The 20,788-nt window shown below is 58.5% G+C and carries 19 protein-coding genes, 1 tRNA gene, 2 other RNA genes and 1 pseudogene; 18 read left to right on the top strand and 5 right to left on the bottom strand.

Features of this window, described 5'->3' with window-relative positions; translation table 11 throughout:
- Window positions 1-730: 730 nt before the first annotated feature.
- Complete coding sequence (locus FHW77_RS11615; RefSeq protein ID WP_182590494.1) at window positions 731-988, bottom strand: hypothetical protein; 258 nt, start codon at window positions 986-988, stop codon at window positions 731-733.
- Window positions 989-2,029: 1,041 nt separating this feature from the next.
- Here FHW77_RS11615 and FHW77_RS11620 point away from each other — a divergent pair.
- The 7 genes from FHW77_RS11620 (at window position 2,030) to FHW77_RS11645 (ending at window position 5,030) form a co-directional block, all read left to right on the top strand.
- Window positions 2,030-2,097, top strand: an RNA gene (locus FHW77_RS11620) — hammerhead ribozyme type II.
- A gap of 241 nt (window positions 2,098-2,338) precedes the next feature.
- Window positions 2,339-2,545: a hypothetical protein gene (locus FHW77_RS11625; protein ID WP_182590495.1), complete on the top strand. Its 207-nt coding sequence runs from the start codon at window positions 2,339-2,341 to the stop codon at window positions 2,543-2,545.
- Between the two features lie 3 nt (window positions 2,546-2,548).
- Window positions 2,549-2,824, top strand: a complete 276-nt coding sequence (locus FHW77_RS11630; RefSeq protein WP_182590496.1) for a DUF7249 family protein — start codon at window positions 2,549-2,551, stop codon at window positions 2,822-2,824.
- Window positions 2,825-2,841: 17 nt separating this feature from the next.
- An RNA gene (locus tag FHW77_RS11635) (hammerhead ribozyme type II) lies at window positions 2,842-2,917 on the top strand.
- Between the two features lie 9 nt (window positions 2,918-2,926).
- On the top strand, window positions 2,927-3,259 hold the full coding sequence (locus FHW77_RS11640; protein WP_149741516.1) for a hypothetical protein: 333 nt from the start codon (window positions 2,927-2,929) through the stop codon (window positions 3,257-3,259).
- 690 nt (window positions 3,260-3,949) lie between these two features.
- Window positions 3,950-4,081 (top strand): hypothetical protein, encoded by a 132-nt coding sequence (locus FHW77_RS26705; RefSeq protein WP_286086107.1) that lies wholly within the window; start codon window positions 3,950-3,952, stop codon window positions 4,079-4,081.
- A gap of 481 nt (window positions 4,082-4,562) precedes the next feature.
- Complete coding sequence (locus tag FHW77_RS11645; protein ID WP_010971460.1) at window positions 4,563-5,030, top strand: MarR family winged helix-turn-helix transcriptional regulator; 468 nt, start codon at window positions 4,563-4,565, stop codon at window positions 5,028-5,030.
- A gap of 5 nt (window positions 5,031-5,035) precedes the next feature.
- Here FHW77_RS11645 and FHW77_RS11650 read toward each other — a convergent pair.
- Window positions 5,036-5,119 (bottom strand) — tRNA-Leu (locus FHW77_RS11650).
- Between the two features lie 54 nt (window positions 5,120-5,173).
- Between FHW77_RS11650 and FHW77_RS11655 the strand changes: the two genes are divergently transcribed.
- The 9 genes and pseudogenes from FHW77_RS11655 (at window position 5,174) to FHW77_RS11695 (ending at window position 15,985) form a co-directional block, all read left to right on the top strand.
- Window positions 5,174-6,340: a tyrosine-type recombinase/integrase gene (locus FHW77_RS11655; protein WP_182590497.1), complete on the top strand. Its 1,167-nt coding sequence runs from the start codon at window positions 5,174-5,176 to the stop codon at window positions 6,338-6,340.
- Between the two features lie 439 nt (window positions 6,341-6,779).
- The gene (locus FHW77_RS11660) at window positions 6,780-9,284 is read left to right on the top strand and encodes a heavy metal translocating P-type ATPase (RefSeq protein ID WP_004441199.1); all 2,505 of its coding nucleotides are present in this window, start codon (window positions 6,780-6,782) and stop codon (window positions 9,282-9,284) included.
- A gap of 11 nt (window positions 9,285-9,295) precedes the next feature.
- Window positions 9,296-9,595: pseudogene (locus FHW77_RS11665) on the top strand (2Fe-2S iron-sulfur cluster-binding protein); the annotation flags it as partial.
- Window positions 9,596-9,642: 47 nt separating this feature from the next.
- Complete coding sequence (gene cueR, locus FHW77_RS11670) at window positions 9,643-10,131, top strand: Cu(I)-responsive transcriptional regulator (RefSeq protein ID WP_006697945.1); 489 nt, start codon at window positions 9,643-9,645, stop codon at window positions 10,129-10,131.
- Window positions 10,132-10,198: 67 nt separating this feature from the next.
- The gene (locus FHW77_RS11675) at window positions 10,199-11,143 is read left to right on the top strand and encodes an ABC transporter permease (protein WP_004441204.1); all 945 of its coding nucleotides are present in this window, start codon (window positions 10,199-10,201) and stop codon (window positions 11,141-11,143) included.
- Entirely contained in the window at window positions 11,133-12,032 is a 900-nt protein-coding gene (locus FHW77_RS11680) for an ABC transporter permease (protein WP_004441206.1), read from the top strand. The genes FHW77_RS11675 and FHW77_RS11680 overlap by 11 nt, the downstream gene beginning before the upstream one ends.
- A gap of 139 nt (window positions 12,033-12,171) precedes the next feature.
- A complete protein-coding gene (locus FHW77_RS11685; protein ID WP_044458768.1) occupies window positions 12,172-13,239 on the top strand; it encodes an ABC transporter ATP-binding protein in 1,068 nt (355 codons plus the stop codon).
- 11 nt (window positions 13,240-13,250) lie between these two features.
- Window positions 13,251-14,261: an ABC transporter ATP-binding protein gene (locus FHW77_RS11690; RefSeq protein ID WP_182590498.1), complete on the top strand. Its 1,011-nt coding sequence runs from the start codon at window positions 13,251-13,253 to the stop codon at window positions 14,259-14,261.
- A gap of 230 nt (window positions 14,262-14,491) precedes the next feature.
- Window positions 14,492-15,985, top strand: a complete 1,494-nt coding sequence (locus tag FHW77_RS11695) for an ABC transporter substrate-binding protein (protein ID WP_004441211.1) — start codon at window positions 14,492-14,494, stop codon at window positions 15,983-15,985.
- Between the two features lie 391 nt (window positions 15,986-16,376).
- Here the strand turns inward: FHW77_RS11695 and FHW77_RS11700 are convergent, their stop codons facing one another.
- Both FHW77_RS11700 and FHW77_RS11705 read right to left on the bottom strand, forming a co-directional pair.
- Window positions 16,377-16,631 carry a heavy-metal-associated domain-containing protein gene (locus FHW77_RS11700; RefSeq protein WP_004441212.1) on the bottom strand — a complete coding sequence of 85 codons (255 nt, stop codon included), beginning with the start codon at window positions 16,629-16,631 and terminating at the stop codon, window positions 16,377-16,379.
- Window positions 16,632-16,727: 96 nt separating this feature from the next.
- Window positions 16,728-18,185 carry a TrkH family potassium uptake protein gene (locus FHW77_RS11705; RefSeq protein ID WP_004441214.1) on the bottom strand — a complete coding sequence of 486 codons (1,458 nt, stop codon included), beginning with the start codon at window positions 18,183-18,185 and terminating at the stop codon, window positions 16,728-16,730.
- Between the two features lie 80 nt (window positions 18,186-18,265).
- On the opposite strand from FHW77_RS11705, the gene ilvA reads away from it, so the two are divergent.
- Together ilvA and FHW77_RS11715 are read left to right on the top strand one after the other, a co-directional pair.
- Window positions 18,266-19,540, top strand: a complete 1,275-nt coding sequence (gene ilvA / locus FHW77_RS11710; RefSeq protein ID WP_004441216.1) for a threonine ammonia-lyase — start codon at window positions 18,266-18,268, stop codon at window positions 19,538-19,540.
- Window positions 19,541-19,610: 70 nt separating this feature from the next.
- Complete coding sequence (locus FHW77_RS11715; protein ID WP_004441218.1) at window positions 19,611-19,922, top strand: HlyU family transcriptional regulator; 312 nt, start codon at window positions 19,611-19,613, stop codon at window positions 19,920-19,922.
- A gap of 190 nt (window positions 19,923-20,112) precedes the next feature.
- On the opposite strand, the gene FHW77_RS11720 is transcribed toward FHW77_RS11715, so the two are convergent.
- Complete coding sequence (locus FHW77_RS11720) at window positions 20,113-20,730, bottom strand: FMN-dependent NADH-azoreductase (RefSeq protein ID WP_004441220.1); 618 nt, start codon at window positions 20,728-20,730, stop codon at window positions 20,113-20,115.
- Window positions 20,731-20,788 lie beyond the last annotated feature (58 nt).

A 20,788-nucleotide genomic window follows, 5' to 3' on the forward strand; every position in this document is an offset into this window, starting at 1 on the left:
TTCTATCTTAGGGATGTGACTAGTCATAATGGGCACATTACTCCTCACACTTAACAAGTGGGAGATCGCGTCCAGATATTTATGGGGCCACTACACATGGATGCAATCGTCCACGGAAACCGAGCGTTCGTTTTCGACCTTCCACGGAGGATTCCTGGTAGCCATCCTAGCGCGCCGCCAAACGTCCTGAGTGACACGTTTAAAGTCGCTACCTCTAACTCTCAAACCCCATCAGAACCCTTTGATGCGAGCTGTACGGTGTGGGTACGCACTGATGGGGAAGACACTGCAACGGTGATAACCAAGGCGATAACTTGGCGACCACTGCGGCTACTGGACGAGATTTGATTACCCCTCACCATAGGAGGAGGAAACCTATCCCCTCCGGTTCATATATAGGTAGACCATGATCAGGCTCATGCTTGTATCTCGTCAGATGAGATCGTAGGGATGGTTTCCATCATCCACGGTAGAGACTAACCCATGGTATCCCCTGATCATCGTTCTTCCGATCATCCCCCTTACGATAATGATCCAATCTCGTTTGTTAAGATGCTCTTCAAAGGATGGAAGAGCCTTGGTCCTGGAAACCTCTGGTTCTGGATTGTCCCGCTTATGGTGGTGTCCATGGTCGCCGGTATCGTCCGCAGCGTCCTCATGTGATCGCGCAGTTTTCCGGCCCTTCTCTTTCTCGGGCTGACGCCCTCGCAAGAGAAGTCAAGGGTGACCATCAGATACAGTCAAAGGCAGCTCGGTAACCCTGGCTGCTCCTGAACTTGGCAGACTTCCCATACTGCTTGCAGTGCTTCTCCGCGATTGGGAATGCATCCAACTCATTCCAGACATTGGAGACCATCACGCTCTCCTTGTTACCGACCACCCGTTGACCAACTGGGGAGCCATAGACGTTCGCCTTGGACGGCTCGGTGGAACTCTGGCAACCAGCCAGGGCGGCAAGGGTGAGCATCAGGGAAAGCTTGAGGCGCATTGGGTTCTCCTAGGGTTCCCGGCTCTTTTACCGAAAAAATCCGAGGCGGCAATCGATAGAAATGCTTGCGCGTGGTCCCCCCTCGGCCCCCTCATTCTACCTCGGGCGGCGCATGGTGACCCCTGCATTGCCACGGATATCGCCACATGACACGCGGAAGCCCTGCATTTGTGGCACTCCAAGGAGACTAAGCATCGCATGAGGTGTCCTGATGGGTGCACATGGGGTGCAAAGGGCAGGGCTTAGGCCGTCCACCGCTTTCTTTCTGTGTGTCTCCCTTTGTCGGGGCGTCTACCTGTTTTCCTCATCAGTCCACCTAACGCCACCTCATGCCACCCTTGGCGCGTCCTCATGCTCTCCTCATGCCATCCTAACGCTGCCATAGCGCCACCTCATGCACTCCTCATGCTGCCACATATCCACCAATGCACACGCCACATGCTGCATTCGCATAAATTATTATCATTTAATTTCAGATAGATAGTCTATATTACGCGGGAGACTGTCTGTTTTTTTCATTTTCGATGTTGATCAACTATGCAGTAGTGGATATATGTTTTGGCAACGAACAGCGGTTCGGGGCGGCGGGTTATCCCTCCGGGTTCTCTGGAAAACTGAATAGCGCTAGTCCACCGTGCGCACGGAATAACGGGGACATTGTACGGGGCTGATGCTGTCCCGCTGATGAGGCCGAAGCAGGCCGAAACAATCACATAGGAGCAGGGCATGCGCAAAATCACATTCGCAGAAGCAAAGCGTCAATATCCTAATCGCTTCACAATGGAGCATGTCCCGCAGTGGGCTAAGGCCTCTCACTATCATACGGCCCGTAAAGAGTACCTACACTATGCCCCGCAGCATGGCAGCGATAGGGAATGGTACGAGAACACGGTGTTTCCCGGTGAAGGTCCAGAGGCAGATAGGAACCATTGCTTCTCGACACCATCATGGCCGCTTGGTCACGGCTGGTTGAAAGAACCCTTTCACATGAACAGGGACCAACGCGCAATCATGGCCTGATCTAACCACTATCGCATAACTAAGCGAAACCGGAGGATTTCCTCTGGTCGTCCTAGGGTCGCGCCTAGGGCCTGATGAGCTAGCGGAACAGGTAAGGCGGGTGGCCCCGCTGATCTAGCCGGAACGACCCGACGATACAGGGCCAACTTGTGGGAGAAAGAGCCATGACAACATGGACCTTCACCCTTCGCTGGAGAACGAAAAAGGCCAAGGTCTCGATCACCTTGGCCCTATTCATAACCCTATAGCGTAAGGGGGCCGGGGGGCCTTAGCGGCTCCTCGGTTCCCACAAGATAGTCAACTCAGCCTATAGCGACAAGAGGAACTATCATGGATGTCTACAAATACACCCGCTGTGCCTTCAAGGATGGGCAGCGGCACGAAGAGGCTTGCTCGATCACGGGCGATGACCTGATTTGCACCATGGGGCAGAACAACCAGCTTGCCTTTCTCTCCCTAGTCAACAAGTGGAACCGCACCGGCCTTATGGGCGTGGCGAATGGCGGTCCCGTTTACGTCTTTGTTGCGGAGGGCTGAGATATGCAGGACGAAGGCTGCAACGGCTGGACGAACCAAGAAACATGGGTCGTCAACGCTTGGCTCACCAACGAGGAGCAAATCTACCACTTGGCCACCTCACTTGCCGTAGGCGCTCCTAATGCGCTGGTCGCGGGGGAGAACGTCAAGGCGCTGGTAGAGGAGATCGCCGCAAACTGGTTCGGTGACACCCGACCGGGAATGATCGGTGACCTCCTGAATGCCGCCATGGCGCGGGTCAACTGGACCGAAATCGGCGCTTCTTTGCGCGAAGAATAATCCACCAATGCAAACATATGCGAAACCGGGTGTCGCTTCGGCTGGCCTCCGGTCGTCCTAGGGTCGCGCCTAGGGCCTGATGAGCAGCGACAAGGAGCAGACATGAACGCCAACATTCTGGCAATGCATGCGGTTGAGGGCCGGACCTTCACCGCGTCGGAACTCTTCAATTGTTGTTCCAAATCGGAAGAACCGGACTGGTCCCAGTTTGATGGGCTGGAACTCGGTGGCTGCGTCAATGTTTCCGAGAGTGAGGATGAGACGTGGTTTGAGGGCGGCTATGATCGCACCGAGGCCGAACTCTTCACTGTATACGGGCACTACCCGGTCGGCGGTGTCGAGGCGATCACGGACGCATGTGACTTTGAGACGGCTATGGAGATCGCCCAGCACCTCCGAGGCCGCTCCGGTCTGCAACTGACGGTCATGTGCTGACATGGCCCGATACTCCTCAACAATCGACATATGGACCCTCACGGACGAACAGCGGGCAAAGCTGCCGGTCGGCCAATGGGTCACCGCTGGCCCCGATAGTGCCCGAGGTCGTTTCCTCGGCGCTGGGCGCTCAACTCAGGTTGTCGCGTGGCTTCCCAATGCTCGCGGCTCCGGGGACTACCGGGGCTACATGGCCACGCTTCGGAATTATGCGCGGGGGCTGGTGCAATGAACGGTTTGTTCGACACCTATCAAGCCCAGCATCAGCGGAACCTAGCCAGTGCCATGCAACGTAAGCTGTGCGACAGGGTCATGAGAAAAGCTGTTGAGTGCAGGGGTGAGCCATTGTGGAAGCACAGGGCATACATGCTTTGCTACGGAGCAAGCTTGAGATGGGTTCTCACAGGAAAGCGTGTCCATGACCGCTGAGACCTTCCTCCTCATCCTCACCTGTATCTGGCCGGTGGTCTGCATCGTCTCGGCCATCTGGTTCTCCAGACAACCCAACTGATACCGAAACCGGCTCCCTAGGGTCGGTCGTGGGGCTTGGCATGCCCCGCCTGATGATGGTTGCCATTCCCGGAGATCAACATTGACCCAAACACCATTTCTCGCTTGGTGGCGCTCAACGTGCCCTATGTCGCCCCTTGGTGACGCATATGCAGCCTACCGGCTGGCCCGAGGTGACGCATGAACGACATCACGACATCAGGGCGTTTCCGCAAGTGGCGCGTTCGTCGCCGCAAGAGGTTCACGCTGGTCTATTTCATCGACTGCATGACCGGCCAACTGGTCGGCTTTCACGCTCCGGTGAATGGTTAACGAAAGCTCTTGCTAACATAATACGCGGCCTTTATATCCACGTCCGGGAATGTTCCCGATCTCGAAAAGGTGCGTTACAAGGCAATGATTGGCTTGGAAGTGAAACTGCCGGGGGGCAGAGAGAGTTTTATCGAAGTCCGCAATGAATGGCTGGGCTTCGGATGGATTGGAGATGCGGACGACCGGGAGGTGTTTCTCGGTTACCTTCAAATCACGGTTTCGCGGACGCGGGGCCGAACTACGGGCCACTGGGGACCGCGCAAGGCGTTGACCTTGGCGTTCTTAGTCGGCCTCGCTGTTCCCATGAACTACGGGAAGGCGGTCGAGTTGATAAGCGATTGGGCTGTCATCTTGAGGCCCAATCAGGAGTTGGTTTTAGAAAAAAGCCGGTAGTTCGAGAAAAAGGGCTGGACAACATAGCCCCTCGGCGGTCTATCCATGAACGGGTAGATTTTCACCGGCGATATGACAGGAGAGGCCCATGACGACCACTACTGAAACGACCAAGCGCGATGCAGCTTTCACAGTGTCTCGCGTCATCAATATGCTCCGAACCCTAAGCCCTGATATGCCAATGCAGCAAGCGGACGTTCTGTTTCAGGTCGTTCTTTATCCGGGCCTCACCATGGCCGATATCTGCAAGAGAACCGGATTGTCTCAATCATCGGTCTCGCGCAACGTCTCTGCCATGTCGAAATTCCATCGCCTCGGGAAACCGGGGCTGGACCTTGTGGAAGCCGTCATCGACCCTCGGGAACCCCGGCGTCGTCTGATATTCCTCACAACTCATGGCAAGGCATTCATCACGAAATTGCTCCGCAACGTCGATGCAGAATATTCGGTCGATAAGGAAACGGATGCGCGCCTTGAGATCGAGCGCATGCACGAAGAGGCAATGGCCAAGGAAGAAACCAGCTCGACCCGTGGACGCGCTAAGCGGCCTCAGTAAGTAGCTGGTGCCCGCAGCCGGACTTGAACCGGCAAGCCAGAGGCGGCGCATTTTAAGTGCGATGTGTTTACCAATTTCACCATGCGGGCGGCTGCTTCTCGGTATGCCGGATGCATTCCCATGTCAACTTGAAGGAGAGCTAAATGGCGAAGAAACGTGGTTCCTCTTGGGAAGGGACCGTAACTCATAAAGGCGCTCGGCATCGCCGCAGCTTCGCAACAGAAAGCGAGGCAGAACTTTGGGAACTCGACAGTAAGGCGAAGCTCATCAGGGGCGAACCCATCGACATGGGTGAGAAGGCCGCAAAGCGTAGAGGCGACCTCCCGTACACGCTCGGGGAGCTGGTCCAGCACGTCTATGAAACCCATTGGGCACCTATGCCATCGGGTGCAAAGCAGCTCATCAACGCGAACCTCATCGTTGCCGAGATCGGCGCAAGTCTTCCGGTCGCAAAGCTGGGGAAAGCTGACGTTGACCGCGCGCGCTCGAAGCTGCTGGCGGCTGGCAACGCTCCGGGGACAGTGAACCGTAAGGTCGCGGCGCTTTCCAAATGCCTCTCAGAAGCCGAGGACTTGGGCATCATCGAGCGAAAGCCGAAGTGCAACAAGTACAAGGAGAGTGAACACCGGGTCCGTCGCTTCACACCGGACGAGGAGAAGAAGACGCTCGCGTTCTTTGATCGCATCGGGCACCAAGACATGGCGGATTACACCGTCCTCTCTCTGGACACCGGCATGCGCCAAAGCGAAGTCTTGTCGCTCCATTTCGAGGATGTCCAGAATGGCCGTGTGACCGTTTGGGGTGTCGGGGCAAGCGGGCAGCGTACCAAGTCCGGCAAGAGCCGCACCGTGCCTTTGACAGCTCGTGCCCAGGCGGTCTTTGATCGTCGCCGGGAGTACACAGCAGGCAAGGCGGTGTTCCCGAGCCTTTCGAAGAACTCGGTGGCCCACTACTGGGGTCGTCTGTCGGAAGCGCTCAATCTGGAGAGCGACAAGCAATTCGTGCCGCATATCCTTCGTCATGAGTTCTGCTCGCGCCTTGCTTCCAATGGTGAGAACGCTGCGGCCATCCAGAAGCTCGCAGGCCATGCAACACTGCTCGTCACCCAGCGATATGTGCACCTCTTTGGTGATGAGTTGGATGATGTCATTGGCCGCATGGAAAAGAAGGAAACCGTCGCCGGGAGCCGTGCCACAACGGTCATCGTAGACGAGATCGAGACGGACACCCAGGCGCTCGCTAAGCTACTCTCGCAGTTGCCACAAGATCAACTCAAGGCGATCTTTAAGACTGTGATTTCAGCATCTTAGGCCGCACACCTGAAATAATCTTCGTGTGCGTCTTGTGGCTTATGTCGTGGCCACACCCTCCATATCACGACAAGTATAGACTTCGGCCATATCGGAAACCGAAGCGTTATCAACGGCTTGACCAGACAGTATTGGCACCCAAGGGGACTTAAAATCTGCCGACCATTGGTCTTGCGGGTTCAAGTCCCGCCGTCCGCACCATACCCCCGATTAAATTTTCTTTTTTGCTTCCCTGCGGTTTCCCGGCGTCTGGAGGATTTTATGCCGAATTTTCCAGGTTTTCGGCATGGTTGGCGCTGAGATCCGCAGGATTGCCTTAAAAGTGTGCTTGATCACGCAGGCGGCATTTTTCCGTTGAAATCACCCGAAAGAACCTATTGACCTTGCCACGATGGGAAGCCCTATCTTTTTTTTAAATGAGAAAAGAGGGGTCATACGCATGTCACAAATGGAGATCCGGGCGAGCCATCAGATTGCGATCGATGGCATGACATGCGCCTCCTGCGTCGGCCGCGTTGAAAAGGCGATCGCCAGGGTGCCCGGGGTTTTCAAGGCTTCGGTCAATCTTGCGACGGAACGCGCTGACATCTCTTTTTCCGGATCACCTGACGTGCCGGCCGTGATCGCGGCGGTGCGGAATGCCGGCTATGGGGTCGAAGAAAGAACGATAGAGCTTGATATTGAGGGCATGACATGCGCCTCCTGTGTCGGGCGTGTTGAAAAGGCCCTGAAGGCTGTTTCCGGTGTTTCGGAAGCGAGCGTCAACCTGGCGACCGAGCGCGCCACCATCCGCGTCGCCGGCAATGCCGCTTCTACCGCCACCTTGGGGGAGGCGATCAGACGGGCGGGTTACACGGCGAAGGAAATCGTCGCCGACAGGGCCGGCGAAGTGGAACAGGACCGACGCGCCGTGGAGTTGCGCAGCCTGAAAATCAACCTGGCCGTGGCCGCTGCTTTGACCCTGCCAGTCTTCGTTCTGGAAATGGGCTCGCATCTTGTCCCCGCGATCCACGACATCGTGATGGAAACGGTCGGCATGCGGGAAAGCTGGTATCTGCAATCCGTTCTGACGACGCTGGTACTCTTTGGACCGGGTCTGCGTTTCTTCAAAAAAGGCATACCCGCACTTCTGCGGCTCGCGCCGGATATGAATTCGCTTGTCGTGTTGGGCACCGCCGCCGCCTGGGGATTTTCGGTTGTCGCAACGTTCCTGCCCGAAATATTGCCGCGCGGCACGGCGAATGTCTATTACGAGGCCGCTGCTGTCATCGTCACGCTCATCCTCCTTGGCCGGTTCCTTGAAGCGCGCGCCAAAGGCCGCACCAGCGAGGCGATAAAACGATTGCTCGGGTTGCAGGCCAAGTCGGCGCGGGTGTTACGCGACGGCGAAACCATGGACGTGCCGTTGCAGGATGTGCGCGCCGGTGATGTGATCATTGTCCGTCCTGGCGAGAAAGTGCCAGTCGATGGCGTGATCCTCAGTGGCTCGTCCTATGTCGACGAATCGATGATAACCGGCGAACCAGTGCCGGTTACGAAAACGGCGGGTTCCGAGGTCGTGGGCGGTACGGTGAACCGCAACGGCTCTTTCACCTTCCGCGCCACCAAGGTGGGTGCCGATACGCTGATCGCCCAGATCATCCGCATGGTCGAGGAAGCACAGGCCGACAAGCTGCCCATTCAGGCGCTGGTCGACAAGGTCACCAACTGGTTCGTGCCGGCGGTGATGCTGGCCGCAGCCGTCACCTTCCTCGTGTGGTTCGTCTTCGGGCCGGATCCGGCTCTGACCTTCGCTCTCGTCAATGCGGTTGCGGTTCTCATCATCGCCTGTCCCTGCGCTATGGGCCTTGCCACGCCTACCTCGATCATGGTCGGCACTGGCCGCGCCGCCGAGATGGGCGTGCTGTTCCGGCGCGGTGATGCGTTGCAGACGCTCCGCGATGCCGAGGTGATCGCCGTCGACAAGACCGGCACGTTGACGCTCGGCAGGCCGAAACTGGTGCATTTTACAACGACCGAGGGCTTCGGTGCCGATGAGGTGCTGCGCCTTGTGGCATCCCTCGAAAGCCGATCCGAACACCCGATTGCGGAGGCGATCGTCGAAGCCGCGAAACATGGCGGCCTGGCGATTGCCGATGCGGAAGGTTTCGAGGCAACGCCGGGTTTTGGCGTGGCGGCGGTGGTTGAAGGGCGCAGGGTTGAAGCGGGCGCGGACCGGTTCATGGCGAAGCTCGGTTACGATACCGCGATGTTTGCGCATGAAGCAGACCGGCTGGGCAGGGAAGGGCAGTCGCCGCTTTATGCTGCAGTCGACGGCAGGCTGGCCGCGATTATCGCAGTGGCCGATCCGGTGAAGCAGACGACCCCGGAGGCGATCGCGGCGCTGCATGCGCTCGGCCTCAAGGTCACGATGATCACGGGTGACAATCGCCGCACCGCAGAGGCCATCGCCCATCGCCTCGGCATTGACGAGGTGGTGGCGGAAGTGCTGCCGGACGGCAAGGTCGAAGCCGTCAAAAGGCTTGCCGCCGGTGGGCGCCGGGTCGCCTTCGTAGGCGATGGCATCAACGATGCACCGGCGCTTGCGGCAGCCGATGTCGGCCTCGCCATCGGAACGGGCACGGATGTCGCGATTGAGAGCGCCGATGTGGTGCTGATGTCGGGCGATCTGCGCGGTGTGGCCAATGCCATCGCCCTGTCCAAGGCCACGATCCGCAATATCGGCCAGAACCTGTTCTGGGCCTTCGCTTACAATGCCGCGCTCGTTCCCGTGGCGGCCGGAATATTGTATCCTGTCAACGGCGTGTTGCTGTCACCCGTCCTTGCTGCCGGCGCAATGGCACTTTCCAGCGTCTTCGTCCTGACGAACGCGCTGCGCCTGAAAAGCTTCCGTGCGCCGCTCACGGACAGACCCGCGGGCTTGCAGCTCGCAGCAGCGGAATAGGAGGGGACACAATGGCGCTCCCCCGGTCCATCCACTTGCCGCAGATTGATCGCAGCATCGCGGTGGCGGAGGGCGAGACTGTCCTTCAGGCCGCCCTGGCATCGGGCATCGCTTACCCGCACGGCTGTCGCATGGGCCGCTGTGGGGCCTGCAAATCGAGGCTGATCTCCGGTGAGGTCCACCTTCTCAAGCACACGCCTTTTTCGCTGACTGAGGAAGAGAAAGCAGATGGCCTGACGCTTGCATGCCGAGCCATACCATTAAGCGACGTGGTGATCGGCTGGCTGAATGGCGCTGACGCGCTCTCCGACAGTGATGCAGATCTGTTGTCCACCCCGGAAAGATAGGAGCAGGATCCATGAACATCGGCACAGCCGCCACCGCATCCGGCGTTTCTGCAAAGATGATCAGACATTACGAGACGATCGGCCTGATCAAATCGGCGAGCCGCACCGATTCCGGCTACCGGGTCTATACGGCCAATGATCTGGAAACACTGCGCTTTATAAGGCGCGGCCGCGACCTCGGTTTTTCAATCGAAAAGATAAGGCAGCTCATGACCTTGTGGCGTGATCCCGGCGGCGCCTCCTGCGACGTCAAACGCATCGTCATGGAACACGTCGTCGATCTCGAAGCCAAGATGCAAACGCTTCGCGACATGGCCGATACGCTCCGCCATCTGGCGACCTATTGCCCGGATAATGGCGAGCCGGAGTGTCCGATCATTCAGGATCTGGCGCAATCGGAAGATCCCGATTTCGTCCCGGCGGCGGTGGTGCCGAAACGTTCGGGCATGTTGAAGGGCACGTCCGGCCCGGTAGCGGAACTACAGCGCCTTGCGAAATGAGCGGCCGTTCCAATCGTGGACGTCGTCGATTGCGGTAAAAATGCCAATGCGGTGAAGGAGACCAGCCATGTGGATACAGATATTACAGCGCTTCCTTATCCTTTGCCTGATGTTGGCGATCGTTTCCGTCATCGCGTTTCTTTTGCCCTATATGGCCGGTGGCGATCCGGCCCGTACCATCCTGTTTTCGCGCATGCGCGATACGGCGCTTGATCCACACGCCGTTGAAGCGCTGAGAACCAGCCTCGGGCTCGACCGTCCGCTCTATGTGCAATATTTCGCCTGGCTGTCGAACGCGTTACGCGGTGACCTTGGCTTCTCCTTCACCAGCAGCCAACCCGTCGCCGGTGAGCTTTTACGTTCCCTCGGCGTGTCGGTGACACTGGCGCTGACGGCGCTGGCAATAGCGGTGGCCGTTGCCCTGCCGCTCGGCACGCTTGCCGCAATGCGTCCCGGCGGAAGGCTGGACAATTTCGCGACGCTGATGATCCAGACCTTCGTCGCCACGCCCGAATACTGGTTCGCGCCCATGTCTGCGCTCGTCTTTGCCCTCTATCTTGGCTGGCTGCCCTCCGCGGGATGGGACAGCTGGCGTTCGCTGGTCCTTCCTGCGCTGACGCTGACCCTGCGACCGCTCGCCTATTTCACGCAGGTGACGCGCGCGGCGATGGCCGAAGTTTTACGCGCCCCTTATATCACGGCGGCGCGCAGCCGCGGGCTGGGCATGCATGGCACGGTCATGCGGCACGGCATCCGCAACGGCTCGCTTCCGGTAGTCACGTTTTTTGCCCTGTGGCTTGCGGGCCTGCTGGGCGGATCGGTGGTGGTGGAGGTGATCTTCGCCATCCCCGGCATGGGTCGGCTTCTCTACGATGCGGTGGTCAACCGCGACATCCCGATGCTGCAGGGCGGCTTCATCTGCATCGTCGCGCTTTCCATCCTGATCAATACCCTGGCCGACAGCTTCTATGTCCTGATCAATCCAGCAATGCGAGGTCGCCATGACCATTAGTCACTTTCCACAGGCTGCCGCCATGACGATGACCGCGCCCAGACGTCCCTCCACACTCAACCGGTTCATGGATTTCATTCGCCGGCGGCACTGGACCTTCTATGCGGGATCGGCGATCTTTCTCGCCATCATCCTGCTGCTCATCATTGCGCCGTGGATTTCGCCTTATAATCCGGCGCAGCAGAACCTTCGGCTGCGGCTGAACGCGCCGAGCGCCGCCCATTGGCTCGGAACGGACCATCTGGGGCGTGATGTGCTCAGCCGTCTGCTCATAGGCGGCCGTTTCACGGTCACCATCGCCGCGATCACCGTCATTCTCTCGGTCGTGATAGGAGCCTTGATCGGCATCGTCAGTGGCCGCAGCCGCGGCATAGTCGATCAGATTTTGATGCGCATCGTGGACCTGCTCATAGCCATACCAGATGTCGTGATCGCGATTTTCCTCGTCGCCATCTTCGGGCCCGGATACGGCACGCTGATCGCCTCGCTGACCATCGTTGGCTGGACGCCTTTCGCACGGCTGGCACGGGGACTGACGCTTTCGATCAATTCCCGTGAATATATCCGCGCGGCAGAGGTGCTTGGATGTACGCGGAGCTTCATCATCTTCCGGCATATTATTCCCAACACGATCTGGCCCATTGCCGCTGTCGCGTTCCTGCGGTTCGGCCACAAGCTGATCACGGTGGGCGGACTGTCATTTCTGGGGCTCGGCGTACAACCGCCGGCCGCCGACTGGGCGCTGATGTTGTCCGATGCGCAGGCCTACGCCGAACGCATCCCCGTTCTGGTTATCGCACCGGGTCTGGCGATTTTCCTGGCGGCGCTCAGCGTGACCTGGATCGGCCATGGCCTCAACCTTGAAACCAAGAAAACGAGCGGTCATTGACGCCCGCGAAGGGGCAATGGTCGATTTGACTGCCGTCAAACATAGATGACGCCACGAACAATGAAGGAGAGTAATATCGTCTGAAGCCGCATGAAAATCCGTAAATGCCTCCGATTCAATAAAAATAAGGGGAACTCTTATGAATATCGAAGGACACACGCATGCCAGCACGGCCATGTCTTCCGAATGCGCACCGCTTCTGGAAATTGAGGACCTGCACGTTTCGGTGCCGGCGCAACATGGCCGGAAATTCGTCATCTCCGGGCTGACGCTTTCCGTCAATGCCGGGGAAGTTGTCGCTCTCGTCGGCGAGTCCGGATCCGGCAAGAGCATGACGGCGCTATCGCTGATGCGGCTCCTGCCACAGGGTGCGGAAATCGACTCCGGCCGAATTTCCTTTGCCGGGCGTGATATTCTCGCCCTGTCATCCGCCGAACTCGACGCGTTGCGCGGCGCAGATATCGGTATGCTGTTTCAGCAGCCACAGGCCATGCTGGATCCCACCAGCCGGGTGAGGACGCAGGTTGCCGAACCGCTATGGGTCCATCGCAAGATGAGCCGGCACGCCGCTCTCAATCGGGTCGTCGGCCTTCTGTCCGATGTCGGTATTCCCGATCCGTCTGCACGGGCGCAATGCTTCGCGCACGAACTTTCCGGCGGCATGGCGCAACGTGTCATGATCGCCGCGGCACTCTCGGGCAATCCGCAACTGCTGATCGCCGACGAGCCGACGACAGCGCTCGATGTCACCGTTCAGGCACAGATATTGCGCCTGCTCGATGACGAGCGCCGCAAGCGCCGGCTGGCCACGCTGCTCATCACCCATGATCTTTCGGTTGTCGCCGCATTCGCGGACCGGATCGCGGTCATGTATGCCGGCCGCATCGTGGAGGAAGGGCCCACCCAGGCGATCCTCAAGGCGCCGCAGCACCCCTATACCAAGGCGCTCATCAGCTGCTCGCTTCTGACCACTGACGGCGAGGGGCAGTTGCTGACAATCCCCGGCTCCAGTTCGCAGGCCCACGACATGTCCTGCGGCTGCCGGTTTCACCCGCGCTGCGCGCTCGCCAAATCCCCCGGCATGGGCAGCCGCTGCATGGCAGCCGAACCGAATCTGAATGCCCTGCCGGAAGGACGCAAGGCCCGGTGCTGGGCAGTGGGTGACGAGCAGGTCAATCATGATCATGCTGGCCACGCAATGTGCTGAAGGAGGTGACGATGTTATCGCCAACGATGAAACAGGCCACGCCATCGGCCGGCAGCGACAGCCGACCCTATGTGATTGCCAAAAATCTTTGCAAATATTACCCCATATCGGGCCTTGGTCACCGGGTGGTGAAATCCGTTGACGACGTGTCGCTGACGATCGGCGAAGGCGAGGTTCTGGGCCTCGTCGGCGAATCCGGCTGCGGCAAAAGCACCGTCGCCGGATTGATAACGCGGCTGACGAACGCGACGAAAGGCGAGGTCAGCATCGGTAATCATAATATACTGCAAATCCAGGGCGAAGAGCTTCGGCGGATGCGTCGGGTCGTGCAACTGGTGTTTCAGGATCCCTATTCGGCACTCGATCCCCGTATGCGCATCGGGCAAAGCATGGAAGCACCGCTTGCCCAGCACGGCATCGGCTCTCGCGAGGAACGCGCGACGCGGGTTTTCTGGATGCTGGAGGAGGTCGGTCTTGATGCCTCATTTTACGATCGTTATCCCAGCCAGTGTTCCGGCGGGCAATTGCAGCGCGTCGTCATAGGGCGCGCACTTCTTCTCAATCCGAGTTTCCTCGTTTGCGATGAGCCGACATCGGCACTCGACGCCTCCATGCGCACGCAGATACTGAACCTCCTGATGGACATGAAGCGTCGCCACGGTCTGACGGTTCTGATGATTTCCCATGACCTGCGTGTGGTGCGTTATCTGTGCGATCGCATCGCGGTAATGTATCTCGGGCGCGTCGTTGAAATCGCCGACCGTGAAGAGCTTTTCCGGACGCCGAAGCATCCCTACACCAAGGCCCTCATTGCATCGTCGATGCTGGACGAGACGGGGTTGTATGCACCGGAAATGCTCCTGGACGGTGATCTGCCGAGCCCTCTCAATCCTCCCGACGGATGCAAATTCCACACGCGCTGCAAATACGCGACCGCAATATGCGGAGAGGTAGAACCCGTTCTGGAAGGCGTTTCCGGCGAGCATTTCGCGCGTTGCCACCGCTGGCAGGAACTGGGTTGAAGGACGACGCAGCTACAGTTCTCTGGTGCTGTAAAAACAGATGAATTGTGTGTTTGAAGCTTAATATCGGAATAAAATTCCGAGTATAAAACGTAAAATAGATGATATTCGAATGGATAATCGAAAGATATCCATAGGGTATTATTGTTGTAATTTTATGGAATAAGCGAATTTTCGAGAAAATGTAAGAGATGTGAGCGTTGTCATCAAAAATAAAAGGGGAATTTTCTATGATGAAGCACGCACTTTTGGCGACGTGCGCCGTTGTTGTCTCATTCGGGGCACATGCGGCGACAGCCGGAACGATCACCTATGACGATTATACCGGCGTCAAGACCGGCTGGCAGATGGCTTCCGACGATGCCTATCTCGGCTCGCGGGCGGGATGTTTCGAAAGTCTGGTTCGTGTCGGGTATGACGCGACACTGGAGCCTGGCCTTGCCGAATCCTGGACGCAGACCGCGCCGAAGGTCTGGGAATTCAAGCTGCGCAAGGGTGTGAAATTCCAGAATGGTGAGCCGCTCAATGCCGCAGCCGCGGTCAATGCACTCACCAATCTTCTGAAAGCGCCTGTTCCGGCGCGCGCCTTCTCGCCCAAGCTGATCGCCGCTGTTGATGCCGATGGTGACGATATCGTGAAGATCACGACCATCGAGCCATCGGTGCTGCTGCCGGCGCAAATGGGAAGTCCGGCAACGTCGATCCTCGCGCCTTCAGCCTATAAGGATGGCAAGGTCGATCCGATCGGAACCTGCACCGGACCCTTCAAGATTACCAAGGTCGATGCCAACCAGTATATGGAGCTGACCGCAAACCATGACTATTGGGCCGGTATGCCGAAGCTTTCGGGCGGCCGCGTGAACTTTATTCCGGACGCCGATACGCGCGCCACCCAGATAAGAAGCGGTGAAGTGCAGATTTCGCGCATGATCCCGCCCTGGACGGTGAAGACCGTTGAAGCGGCCAAGGGCGTCAAGGTTGCGCCGATCACCGTGCCGCGGATCACCGAAATGCTGCTCAATAATTCAAAGGCGCCTTTCAAGGATATCAAGGTTCGGCAGGCGATCCGGGCTGCCATCGATACCGCCGGTATTGCGGACAGCATCTATGAAGGCGTGGTAAAGCCCGCAACGATGCCCTTCGCACCGGGTGAGCCGTGGGCGCCGCAAGACGTCACACCCGCTTATGACCTGGAGAAGGCAAAGGCTCTGCTGAAAGAGGCCGGAGTTGCTCCCGGCAGCCTGAAGTTGACGCTTCTCGCCTACACGGAAAGAACCGAACTCAAGGATGTTGCCGCCGTTATCCAGGCCCAATTGCAGGAAATCGGCATCAAGGTCGATGTTCGCGTTGCCGATTACACAGCGATCGAGCCCGATCTCCTTTCCGGCAACTTCGACATGGTTCTTCTGTCGCGCGGTTACGCCACTGACGTTGCAGAGCCGATCGGTTTCCTGAACGCCGACTACACCTGCACAGGCGGTTACAACATCTCGCATTATTGCAGCGAAGAGACGGACAAGCTGATCAAATCGGCCTATGCGGTGGCCGAGCCGGCCAAGCGTTACGCCATCTATGCCGAGGCGGCGAAGAGGGTTTACGATGAAGCGGTCACCGTCTACCTCATCCACGAGACGGCTTTCGACGCCTATTCGGACAAGGTCGAGAACTTCAAGCCGCATCCGATCAACTATTTCATCATGACCAAGGATCTGGCGGTGAAATAAGCCGACGTGACATTGCTGACGAGGTGTGGCCCGGTTCGCAAGAGCCGGGTCTCTTTTATAAGAAGGCCCCTGAACCTCTTCGCCGTCATTGCGGCCCTGTGCCGGAATCCAGCCAGTCCAGGTCCTTGGACTGAAAGGAGTCTTCCCGCCGTGCAGACGCGCGTCAGCTGGATTCCGGTTCAGGGCCGGAACGACGGAGGAGGGCGGATTCGATTCATTAAGCTGGGGAAACCTCCTCCGTCACCCTTGATTGAAAGGGAGAGGGCGTTTGCCGTCCAGAAGGAGAGAGGGATGGATGCCGTCCAAACCCGTCACACAATTCAGCGCGAAGCGGGGCAGGCAGTGCGATCCGGCGGCGGCTGTATGAAAGCGCCGCCGGTATCTCGTCTGATCAGGCGCGTGCTTCCGGCGTGTACCCAGCCGCGGTGATGATTTCTGCGATACGTGCCGCATCGGAGATGCCGCCAACCACGACTGTGCGGCTTGCCGGATCGGCATGTACGGCAGCGCCGGGAACGGTCTTCTCGATCGCACCCTTGATCACACCGGCGCAGTGCCCGCAGGTCATGTCTTCAACGTGGAAAGAAAGGTCGGCATTGACAGGTGCGGCAGTGGTTTCCGGGTGATGCTGGTGAGCGGTGCACATAGGCGGTTCTCCGTGATTGGGAATTCGTAACAGGGAGAGCGTGGACTATTCCAACGTGGGAAGGTCAAGCGCTTTATTCGCCCGAAGCCCGTGATTTCAGCTCTTCCAGAAAATCGGCATCAGCAGCACCAGAACCGTCAGGATTTCCAGACGCCCCAGCAGCATAAGGATCGACAGGAGATAGAGCGCCGGTTCGCTTATCGTGGAGAAATTGCCTGCCGGGCCGATGATCGGGCCGATGCCGGGGCCGACATTGGCAAGCGAGGTCGCCACAGCCGAGGTGGCGGTGAGGAAATCATAGCCCATCAGGCTCATGGCCAGACTGCCGGCAATCCAAAGTGCGATGAAACAGCTGATGAAGAGAAAGATGGTGCGGATGGTTTCCGGATCGACCACCTGCTGGCCGTAGCGCACGGAATAGACGGCGTTCGGATAGATCAGCTTCTTGAGCCCGGCCCGCGCCACGTTGAAGATGATCAGAAAACGATAGGCCTTGATGCCGCCGGCCGTCGAGCCCGAGCAGCCGCCCATGAAAGTGGCGAAAAAGGCGACGACGACGACGAAGGGCCCCCACAGCGTGTAGTCATCGCTGGCAAAGCCGCCGGTCGACAGAATGGATGTCATATTGAAGAAGGAATGGCTGAGCGCATCATCCAGCGGCACGCCGTTCCTGAAATGGTGGTAGACACCAACGGCAACCGAGATCGCGCAGAGGTAGCCGAGGAAGACCGCGATCTGCGGGTCGCGCAACGTCTCCAGCCGGCGCCGCACGGCGAGCAGGATCATGACCGAGAACGGCAGGCTGCCGAAGATGAGGAAGATGGTGGCGATCCACAGCAGGGCCGTATTGTTGAAATAGGCGAAGGACGCGTCATGGGTGGAGAAGCCGCCCGTCGCAACCGTCGACATGGCATGGTTCAGCGCATCGAAATGCGACATGCCGGCAAAATCATAAGCGATGGTACAGGCGAGCGTCATGACGATGTAGATCGCCACGAAAGCCCGGGTGAAGCTTGCCAGCCGGGCGAAGGGGCGGTCGTTGCCGGTGTCGGAGGATTCCATGCGGAAGAAGGTCATGCCGCCGACGCGCAGCAGCGGCAGGATGAAGAGGCCGAGTGCGACAATACCGATGCCGCCGAGCCAGCACAGCAGCGACCGCCACAGGAGAATACCCTGCGGCGCATTGTCGAGACCCGAAATGGCTGTGGATCCGGTCGTCGTGATGGCGGAGACGGACTCGAAAAGCGCCTGGCCGGGCGTCAGGCCGAGTTCGGACAGATAAAGCGGCACTGCACCGACGATGGAAAACACCAGCCAGAGCAGGTTGACGAGCAAAAAGCCGAAACGCTTGTTGAACGAAGCGATCGGCCCGCGCGTGGCGAGCGCGCAGGCAAGCGCGAACCCGCCACACATGAAGCCGGAAAGCGCGAACACCATCCAGTCGTCATTGCCGTAATAAAGATCCGTCAGTGCGGGCAGGAACATGGCCGTGGCGAGATAGAGCCCGAAGATGGACGCTACATATATGACCGAGCGCAGAAGGTTACTGTTCAAGAAATGAAACCCGGAGTTCGTGGCCGCGCTGAAATGAGTCTTTGTCTCGGACGCCTTCCTATGGCATAGCGGGTGCCATTATGAATTTCAATGGATTGACTATCGTGGACAAGCAGCTTGTGGAAGCAGCGCGGCGGGAAGTGCGGGAAATATTCCCGGAAACGCCGCTGCAGTTGAATGAACATCTCAGCCGTCGGTATGGCGCGTCGATTTGGCTGAAGCGTGAGGATCTGTCCCCGGTTCGTTCCTACAAGATTAGAGGCGCATTCAATTTTCTTCGCAAGGCGGTGGCCAAGGCCGGCAAGGGCAAGATTTTCGTCTGTGCTTCGGCTGGAAACCACGCCCAGGGTTTTGCTTTCGCCTGCCGCCATTTCGGCGTTCATGGCGTTGTTTTCATGCCGGTGACCACACCGCAGCAGAAGATCGAAAAGACCCGCATCTTCGGCGGCGAGTTCATCTCCATCCGTCTGGTGGGCGATATATTCGACCAGTGTTACGCTGCTGCCCGCCAGCACGTGCAGGACAATGACGGCTACATGGTGCCGCCGTTCGACCATGAGGATATCATCGAGGGCCAGGCGACGGTTGCCGCCGAGATCATGGACCAGCTCCCGGATGGCACTAAGCCTGACATCGTCGTGATGCCTGTCGGCGGTGGCGGTCTTTCGGCTGGCCTGTCCGGATTTTTGGCCGGGACGGTCCGCAAGGAAAACTTCGTGTTCTGCGAGCCGGAAGGCGCACCGAGCCTGAAGAAAAGCCTCGAACGTGGCGAACCGGTGACGCTGAACAAGATCGATAATTTTGTCGATGGCGCCGCCGTCGCCCGCATCGGCGACCTCAACTTCAAGGCGCTGAAGGATTTCCCGGCCGATCAGGTCCAGCTCATCCCGGAAAATGCCATCTGCGTGACGATCATCGAGATGCTGAATCTCGAAGGCGTGGTGCTGGAGCCCGCAGGCGCGCTCTCGATCGCCGCGCTGGAAAAGCTCGGCCGTGAAAAGCTGGAAGGCAAAACGGTCGTCGCCGTGGTTTCCGGCGGCAATTTCGATTTCGAGCGCCTGCCGGATGTGAAGGAGCGCGCCATGCGTTACACGGGCGTGAAGAAATACTTCATCCTGCGCCTGCCGCAGCGTCCCGGTGCGCTTCGCGATTTCCTCAACCTGCTCGGGCCCGATGATGATATCGCCCGTTTCGAATATCTGAAGAAATCGGCCCGCAACTTCGGCTCGATCCTTATCGGCATCGAAACCAGCGCGAAGGAGAACTTCGCCGGCCTGCTGGAGCGCTTCGAAGCGGCCGGTCTCGGTTATGAGGACATCACCGAAAATGACATCCTGTCAAACCTGATCATCTGATCGGAAGAGGCAGGGAAGGGCGGGTGTCATCCGCCCTTCAAACGTGACACGAATTGAGGGAGTGCAAGCCATGGCATCGTTTTTTTCCAAAATCCTCTCGGCCTTCGGCTCCGGCCAGCCGTCTTCCGACGCCCCGCAGAAGACGGCGCAGGCAGAACCGCATGCGCATGGCGACTATCTGATCTATGCGACCCCGATAAAGGAAGGTGGCCAGTTCCGCCTGGCTGGCCGTATTGAAAAAAAGGCCGGTGACGAGGTGCTGGTGCATGAATTCGTGCGGGCCGACGTCTTCACCAGCCTCGATGATGCGGTGGAGTTCACCATCCGCAAGGCGAAGCTGATTATCGATCAGAACGGCTCATCTCTCTTCCCAGGAAAATGATGACGGCTGCATTGAGTGCCTGAACGCTACGGCCTTCAGGGACGGGCAGTATTTCTGTGCTTTGTTATCTGAATCAGGTGCGTGGCCTACGTGGCAAAGAATAACGGCCGGGACAGGGTCCACGGCCGTTACGGAACGGAGCTCGGTCAATACCCGGCGGTCATGCCGGGATTGCCTTTGAATGAATGCCTCAGGCGGCCTGTGCCAGTTCTTCCACCTTGGCTTCGGCAGCCGCTACAGCCTTCTCGACGGCTTCGGGGCCGAAAGCCAGACCCTCGACGTAGATCACTTCCACATCGGTCATGCCCATGAAGCCGAGAACGGTCTTCAGATAGGGAACGGCATGGTTCATCGAAACGGCCGGGCCTTCGGAGTAAACGCCGGCAGCCGCCAGGACGATGTACACCTTCTTGCCAGTGGCGAGACCGACCGGGCCGGTTTCGGTGTATTTGAAGGTCTGGCCAGCGCGGGCGACGTTGTCGATCCACGACTTCAGGCCGGAATAGATGTTGAAGTTGATGAGGCCGGTGCCGATGACGACGGTGTCGGCGGCCAGAAGCTCTGCAACGAGCTTGTCGGAATAATCGGCTGCAACCGCTTCTTCAGCCGTGCGCTGATCGGGTGCCTTGCGGATTGCGGCTGTCTTGACGGTGTCGAGATGTGGGATCGGGTCAGCTGCGAGATCGCGGTGGACAAGGGTGTTGGAAGCCGACTTGGCCTTCAGCTTGCTGGCGAGCTCACCGGCGAACTTGTTCGAAACCGATTCCTCGCCGCGCGGGCTGGAGGTGATGAGAAGAATGTTGGACATGGTCTTTTCCTTGCATATGCGATGAATTGACGGGCGCCTTGGGAGGGCGGGAGAGCAC

The sequence above is a fragment of the Agrobacterium sp. RC10-4-1 genome, from assembly GCF_014138475.1.
Classification (GTDB): Bacteria; Pseudomonadota; Alphaproteobacteria; order Rhizobiales; family Rhizobiaceae; genus Agrobacterium; species Agrobacterium pusense.

Excerpts from the sequence above, each read along its gene's own strand:
- FHW77_RS11660 (WP_004441199.1), top strand. The coding sequence starts at position 6,780 with ATGTCACAAATGGAGATCCGGGCGAGCCATCAGATTGCGATCGATGGC.
- FHW77_RS11625 (WP_182590495.1), top strand. The coding sequence starts at position 2,339 with ATGGATGTCTACAAATACACCCGCTGTGCCTTCAAGGATGGGCAGCGG.
- FHW77_RS11695 (WP_004441211.1), top strand. The coding sequence starts at position 14,492 with ATGATGAAGCACGCACTTTTGGCGACGTGCGCCGTTGTTGTCTCATTC.
- FHW77_RS11720 (WP_004441220.1), bottom strand. The coding sequence starts at position 20,730 with ATGTCCAACATTCTTCTCATCACCTCCAGCCCGCGCGGCGAGGAATCG.
- FHW77_RS26705 (WP_286086107.1), top strand. The coding sequence starts at position 3,950 with ATGAACGACATCACGACATCAGGGCGTTTCCGCAAGTGGCGCGTTCGT.
- FHW77_RS11615 (WP_182590494.1), bottom strand. The coding sequence starts at position 988 with ATGCGCCTCAAGCTTTCCCTGATGCTCACCCTTGCCGCCCTGGCTGGT.
- cueR (WP_006697945.1), top strand. The coding sequence starts at position 9,643 with ATGAACATCGGCACAGCCGCCACCGCATCCGGCGTTTCTGCAAAGATG.
- FHW77_RS11630 (WP_182590496.1), top strand. The coding sequence starts at position 2,549 with ATGCAGGACGAAGGCTGCAACGGCTGGACGAACCAAGAAACATGGGTC.
- FHW77_RS11700 (WP_004441212.1), bottom strand. The coding sequence starts at position 16,631 with ATGTGCACCGCTCACCAGCATCACCCGGAAACCACTGCCGCACCTGTC.
- FHW77_RS11680 (WP_004441206.1), top strand. The coding sequence starts at position 11,133 with ATGACCATTAGTCACTTTCCACAGGCTGCCGCCATGACGATGACCGCG.
- FHW77_RS11640 (WP_149741516.1), top strand. The coding sequence starts at position 2,927 with ATGAACGCCAACATTCTGGCAATGCATGCGGTTGAGGGCCGGACCTTC.
- ilvA (WP_004441216.1), top strand. The coding sequence starts at position 18,266 with ATGAATTTCAATGGATTGACTATCGTGGACAAGCAGCTTGTGGAAGCA.
- FHW77_RS11715 (WP_004441218.1), top strand. The coding sequence starts at position 19,611 with ATGGCATCGTTTTTTTCCAAAATCCTCTCGGCCTTCGGCTCCGGCCAG.
- FHW77_RS11690 (WP_182590498.1), top strand. The coding sequence starts at position 13,251 with ATGTTATCGCCAACGATGAAACAGGCCACGCCATCGGCCGGCAGCGAC.
- FHW77_RS11685 (WP_044458768.1), top strand. The coding sequence starts at position 12,172 with ATGAATATCGAAGGACACACGCATGCCAGCACGGCCATGTCTTCCGAA.
- FHW77_RS11675 (WP_004441204.1), top strand. The coding sequence starts at position 10,199 with ATGTGGATACAGATATTACAGCGCTTCCTTATCCTTTGCCTGATGTTG.
- FHW77_RS11655 (WP_182590497.1), top strand. The coding sequence starts at position 5,174 with ATGGCGAAGAAACGTGGTTCCTCTTGGGAAGGGACCGTAACTCATAAA.
- FHW77_RS11645 (WP_010971460.1), top strand. The coding sequence starts at position 4,563 with ATGACGACCACTACTGAAACGACCAAGCGCGATGCAGCTTTCACAGTG.